Annotated in this window: 5 protein-coding genes; all 5 read left to right on the top strand. The window is 35.1% G+C overall.

The features are described 5' to 3' along the window. Positions 1 to 104 precede the first annotated feature (104 nt). The 5 genes from ACKPEB_RS13375 (at position 105) to ACKPEB_RS13355 (ending at position 6,578) form a co-directional block, all read left to right on the top strand. Positions 105 to 1,550, top strand: a complete 1,446-nt coding sequence (locus ACKPEB_RS13375; RefSeq protein WP_408965420.1) for a glycosyltransferase family 2 protein — start codon at positions 105 to 107, stop codon at positions 1,548 to 1,550. A 306-nt stretch (positions 1,551 to 1,856) separates the two neighbouring features. Next, the gene (locus ACKPEB_RS13370) at positions 1,857 to 2,651 is read left to right on the top strand and encodes a calcium-binding protein (protein ID WP_408965419.1); all 795 of its coding nucleotides are present in this window, start codon (positions 1,857 to 1,859) and stop codon (positions 2,649 to 2,651) included. A 91-nt stretch (positions 2,652 to 2,742) separates the two neighbouring features. Beyond that, positions 2,743 to 3,675, top strand: coding sequence for a HEAT repeat domain-containing protein (locus tag ACKPEB_RS13365; RefSeq protein ID WP_408965418.1), 933 nt, complete (start codon positions 2,743 to 2,745; stop codon positions 3,673 to 3,675). 51 nt (positions 3,676 to 3,726) lie between these two features. Beyond that, positions 3,727 to 6,009 carry a tetratricopeptide repeat protein gene (locus ACKPEB_RS13360; RefSeq protein WP_408965417.1) on the top strand — a complete coding sequence of 761 codons (2,283 nt, stop codon included), beginning with the start codon at positions 3,727 to 3,729 and terminating at the stop codon, positions 6,007 to 6,009. 92 nt (positions 6,010 to 6,101) lie between these two features. Continuing rightward, positions 6,102 to 6,578, top strand: a complete 477-nt coding sequence (locus tag ACKPEB_RS13355; RefSeq protein ID WP_408965416.1) for a hypothetical protein — start codon at positions 6,102 to 6,104, stop codon at positions 6,576 to 6,578. Positions 6,579 to 6,595: the final 17 nt, after the last annotated feature.

Here is a 6,595-nt window from a genome sequence, read left to right as displayed (position 1 = left end):
TGTGAAGTACCCAACTCAGGTACTAGGAGGGTTGGGAGACCCAACCCCTACGGGTTTTGACCACAAATTAGGTACTCGGTAACTGTCAATGCTTGTTTCAGGTTATGCAAAATATTTTAGAGATAGAAAATATTAAATTATCTGTGATTATTCCCTACTGGCAACAGAGGGAATTTTTGTTGGATATTATTACGAGTTTAGAGTATAATTTAGAGGTTAATTATGAAATTATTGTTTTAGGCGATCGCAATTTATTGAATTTAGATTTAGCAGATATTCTCAATTATTTAAAAGCACAAGGTCATCAAATTTTAGGCTTTGAAAATTCTTTAAAAACCGAAAATATTTATCATCAAGCCATTTCACAAGCTCAAGGAGAGTTGATTATTTGGCTACCCTATCCGGTTATATTTTCCTCGGAAGGTTTGCAAGAAGCTATTCGGATTTTAGATAACAATTTGGAGGTTGTTGGGGTTGATGGTAACGGTCACTCTGGCTCAATTTTTAGAAAATTTATTTGGGAAAATGAGATAATTGTAAAAGAAAATGTAATAATTTTAGAACAGTTTGAATGGGAATTTCAATTTAAAAATAATCTCAAAAATTATAATATTTATAAAGTCAATAAAAATCTATATGATTTAAGAATTAATCATATTTTATTAACAGATAATTTAAGGTTAGAAGTCAAAGAATTACCGTTAGTTAGTGTTTGTATTCCTACTTATAACGGAGAACAATTTATTGCTGAAGCGATATCGAGTGTTTTATCTCAAACCTATTCCGCTATAGAATTAATTATTTCTGATGATCAATCTCAAGATTATACATTAGCGATCGCTCAATCTTTCCAAGAAAAAACTTCTATTCCTATTTCTATTTTAACCCATCACCCGCTCGGACTTGCCGAAAATAGTAATTTTTGTATTAATCAATCTCAAGGAAAATATATTAAATTTCTCTATCAAGATGATATATTAAAGCCGAATTGTATTGAAAAAATGGTGAATTTAGCAGAAACAGATTTTGATATTGGGTTGGTTTTTTCACCGAGAGAAATGTTTTTTTATAATCAAGATAATATTGATTTAGATCTGATTAATGTTTATCAAGAATTTGCAAATTTACATCAAAGTTGGTTCAATTTAAACTTAATTCAATGGGGGACAGAACTTTTAGCTGATCCGAATTTATGGCAACATCCGATTAATAAAATTGGGGAACCGAGTACAGTATTATTGAGAAAATCAATATTTGAAATTGTAGCAGGTTTTGATCCGCAATTAAATCAGTTAGTCGATTTAGATTTATGGTGGAGGATATTAGGGCATTTTAAAGTCGGTTTTGTTAACGAAACGCTTTCATTATTTAGATTACATTCTCAGCAAAAAACCTATCAAAATATGCAAGAAAATCAAGCCATAGATCTCGAATTTTATTATAAAATTTACTGTCATCCTGATTACGATTTTTTGCCAGCGATGTCTCGTCAACAAGCCTTTTTTATCTATAACTCTATTTTAACTGATCTCTCTCACCCTCTGAAATAATTAAAAGATTAATGGCTATTTGAACGAGGTTGAGGAACAATTGTTAAAATCCTGTTGTCTTGAGGTTCAAGTCAACCTTAAACCTGATCATTAAGAGAAGGGAAAGTTGAGTTAATCAAGATCACTTCTAGTTAAAATTGTACCTCTATCTAAAGATAGAAAAATAGAAGTAATGGCGTTTGGCATTTCAGGAGTAACTGTTGTAGATTAATTTTAGCAAGAGGATAGAATCTAGCTAATGAATTATGACTGTGTTAAACTCACAGAAGATCACTAGACAATTGCCGATTTAGGATTATTTTCATTATGGCTAATTTTCTGACTCCCAGCACAATTCCAGGGGTAATAGCACTATTAGGAAGCCCTCAAGATGATAATATTGCTGTATTTCCAGGTCAAGTTTCTGCCTACCGAGATGGAATACTGTTATTGCAAGGAAATGATAATTTACAAAGTTCTAATGTGAACGATAATCTCTTAGTAAATGGGAATCAAGGGAATGATACTCTGATTTCATCTAATGGATTTGATACAATATTTGGGGGTCAAGATGATGATCGAATTTTTGCTGGAGTTAATAATGATTTAATCTTTGGTAATTTAGGGAATGATACCCAAGAAGGCGGATTAAATGCAGATAGCCTTTATGGAGGTCAAGGGAATGATACCTTGTATGGAGATGAAAACAATGATCTACTCTTTGGTGATATTGGAAATGATATTGTAGATGGGGATGCGGGTGTTGATACATTAACCGGGGGTTTAGGGAATGATACCTTGATTTTTGATCCCGGTGAAGCCAGCTTTTTTGTTCGAGATGTAGACGAAATTCGACAATTTGAAGCGGGAACTAATTTATTTACAGGAGATAAAATTGCTGTGCCTGTAGGAACTGCCATTGATCCGAACTCATTATTTCGAGATCGGTTTGATTTGTTACCCCAAGACAATGATCTCAATGGTGATCAATTGAATGATATTATTGTAGAATTATTGGACGGGAGAATTTTAGGTGTCATCATTAATGATGGGTTCTTACCCGCTCAATTATCCCTGGATTTAGATTTTGTTTTTAGTAACAACTTTGACTTTAATTTATAGGAGAGAATCAGAAATAAAAGCCTAAAAAATCCTTGTTGATGTGCTAACCGATAGTCCGATTTCGATATAACCTAAAACCTCGGATTGTTTTATGGAAACCAACACCAAATTTGATGGGTTTCGTTCCTCAAAATTAGCATTGTTATGTTTATCAATGGTGCTATTATTGACGGGAAATACCCAAACTCAAGTCACAACGACAACGGAAGTGATTGATCAATTGCAAAAATTGACCGATACGAACCGACAAAACCGTTTAGAAGCCATTAAAACCTTAAAAACCTTGGGTTCTCCCGCCATTCCAATTTTAGTGGAAGCCTTAAGGGATGACCAAGAAAGCATTCGCCGAGGTGCCGCTTTTGCGTTGGGAGCGATGGGTCGTGAGGGGGTGGATGCCATTCCGGCACTGCTATCAGCACTGAAAGATCCGGTGTCTGCGGTGCGGATGGATGTGGCGGTGGCCTTGAAACAAATTGGGACAGCATCACCAGAAGCTTTACAACAAGCACTTCAACAGCTAACCGTCGCATTGAATGATCCTGAGACTCCTGTGCGTCAGGGGGCGGCTTTTGGCTTGGGTGTGATGGGTTCAGAGGCGACAGAGGCTATTCCTCCGTTAATTCAGGCGTTGAAAGACTCTAACGAAGAAGTCCGACTGGCGGCGGCGATTGCGTTAAAACGGATGGGTTCTGTGGCGATTCCGGCTTTGAAAGTCGCTTTGAATGACCCGGATATGGGGGTTCGGGCGCGGGCGGCTTTTGCGTTGGGGAATATCCAAGCCTCGGCGATTACGGGTGTGACAGAAGCACTACAAACGAGCGATCGCCAAATTCGTCAAACGGCGGCTTTAACCTTAGATGACTTGACCTCTGACTCGTTACGGGTTCAAAGACTCCAAAATCAACCAGGAGGACGTCCCCTCGGAAATCAACCTGGAATGAATCGCCCCGGAGTCCCTGGAATGAATCGACCGGGGAACAATCCTTGGCCCCAAGGAAATCAAATTCGTCCGATGCGTTCTTAACTGTTTTTGGGTGCGTTTGCTAATTGCTAACGTACCCTATCACTAATTAATATGAATGATGAGCAATTAAACATTAATATTAAAGGATTTTATGCTGAAGCGTTGGCATTAGAACAGGCTGGATATTTTGAGGAAGCAAAGGTAAAATATCAGAAAATTTTAGGATCAAATCCTGATTCTGTTGAGGGATGGTATGGGTTATCGAGGGTTTATTATTATCTGGATCAAAATCAGGATGGGTTGGTTGCTTTAGAACGCAGTTTAGAATTAGATGGAAGTCAAGGGTGTTACTATTATCAGTTGGGTTTAATTTGGGAAAAATTAGGGAATATTACAGAAGCAATTCTAGCGTATGAACAAGAAATTGAGTTAGATTCTCAAGGGATTGAAGGGTGTTTAAAGTTAGGGGATATTTGGGCAGAATCTGGAGAATGGGAAGCCGCAGAATTCTATTATTATCAGGCGATTGAACGACAACCGAAGGCGACAATCGGATATTTAAAATTAGGAAATCTGTTTTTAGGACAAAATCGAGTTAAAAAAGCGATCGCCATTTATGAAACTGGGTTAACTGTTAATCCCCATGATTCTGATTTATTCTATCAAATGGCATTAGCTTTAACGGTTAACCAAAATTCTCAACAAGCTGATTTATATTTTGGGTTAGCGGCAGAATCTCAACATCAATATGAAACGGCGATTCAATTTTATGGGAAGGTTTTACAAGCTCAAGGAGCAACGGTTGAGATTTATTTAAAATTAGGAAATTGTTACCAAAATTTAGATGATTGGGAAGAAGCGGTGAACACTTATGAACAAGGTTTACAACAGTTTCCTGATGAAGTTGAGTTATATTTGGCTTTAATTTTAGCTTGGCAAAATTTAGGAGAAACTCAAACAGCATTACAAATCGCAGCACAGGCGGTTGATCGATTTCCTGATCAGATTTCGGTTAAATGGGTTGAACAATCTTTACTTCCGATTTTATATGATCAGATTGAAGAAATTGCAGTTTATCGAGAACATTTTACCCAAAAATTAACACAATTAATCCAAGAAACCGATTTAGAGAATTTAGAGGTTAGACATCAAGCCTTAAAAGCAATTGGACGGGGAACTTATTTTTATTTACAATATCAAGGATATGATGATTTAGACTTACAACAACAATATGGAAAATGGGTTCATCAAGTGATGAACGCTAATTATCCTGAATGGACAAAACCGTTGACTTTACGTTCTTTCAAGGAAAATCAAAAAATCAAAATCGGATATATTTCACCTCATTTAATTTGGCATACTGTAGGATTAGTTTTTTTAGGTTGGTTGAGAAATTGCGAACACAATCAATTTGAAATTTATTGTTATTTTACAGGAGAAAAAGCAGATTCTATTACAAATTTATTTGAACTTTATAGTGATTATTTTTATCATATTAATAGTAATATAGAGAAAATTGTTGAGCAAATTTTAAAGGATGAATTAGATATTCTTGTTTTTTTAGATATTGGAATGTGCCCGCAAATGACACAAATTGCAGGGTTACGACTCGCCCCGACTCAATGTGTCGCTTGGGGACATCCCGTAACAACGGGTTTACCAACAATTGATTATTTTATATCAGCAGAATTCTTAGAACCTTTAAATGCTGAAACCCATTATTCAGAAATGTTAATTCGTTTACCGAATTTAGGCATTAATTATCATAAGATTTTATTACCAGAAGTTATAAAAAGCCGTTCGGATTTTGGCTTAAAATCTGATTCGATTTTATATTTATCTTGTCAATCTTTATTTAAGTATTTACCGGATTTTGATCAAATTTTAGTGGCGATCACTAAACAAGTTAAATCCGTTCAATTTATATTGATTTCCCATTGGAATAAAGCTATTACCGAAAAGTTTAAACAACGGTTAAAACGAACCTTTGCTCAAAATTATTTAAACAGTGAAGATTATTGTGTAATTTTACCTCGTTTAGATAAAGAAAATTATTTACAATTAAATTTACTAGCAGATATTGGTTTAGATTCCATTCAATTTACGGGATTTTTAACCACTTTAGATAGTTTATCCTGTGGTCTTCCTCTTGTCACCTGTGAGGGAAAATGGATGCGAAGTCGTCAATCTGCGGGAATTTTAAAACGATTAGGAATCACAGAAATTATTGCTCAAAATCAAGAAGAATATATTAAAATAGCAGTAAAGTTAGGTTTAAATCCTGAATGGAGATTGATGATTCGAGAAAAAATCAAGCAAAATCAATATCAACTTTATGAGGATACAAGCGGTGTGAAAGCGTTAGAAAAATTTTATCAACAAACTCAAATCTAGTATTTTAGGGTAGGGTTTGGCTCTCCCAACCTTCTTGGCTGGCTATAAGATATAAAATACAATAAACTTTTCTATTTCTTACGATTAGAATCATGAGTCAAGCAATTTTAGTTAATTTAAGAGAAGCGTTTTTAAATGCACCCGGATTTTGGCAAACTCGATTTTTAATTAAAACCGGAAATTGGTGTAAATTAGTTGAAGGTTTGGATAAAAGTCGCACCGATGGTTATTCAATTCTCGGCGGTTTTGTGAATCAATGTGATCAATTATCAACACAAAAACCCGGATTATACTTATTTTGTGAAAAGAAAAAACAAAAACAAAATGCTACTGAACGATTATATACATTATTTATTTTAGAACCCGATGGTAGTGTTGAAATTTTACATGAATTGAGAACAGCGAGTAAAGATTGGGGAGTACAATTATGGCCCCAAATCGATGCTTATTTTATTCGACAACAGCATTCTGGTGAAAGAAGACGTCAAGAATTATTACAAGAAATTCAACAATTAGAGTTTGAATTAAAGCAACGTCGGGCCGAATTAGCTGCTTTAAGTGAAAATTAAACAGCTATCAAAATTTA

It is taken from the genome of Planktothrix sp., assembly GCF_046067725.1.
Taxonomy (GTDB): Bacteria; Cyanobacteriota; Cyanobacteriia; order Cyanobacteriales; family Microcoleaceae; genus Planktothrix.
This window is presented reverse-complemented; position numbering and strand designations above follow the sequence as displayed.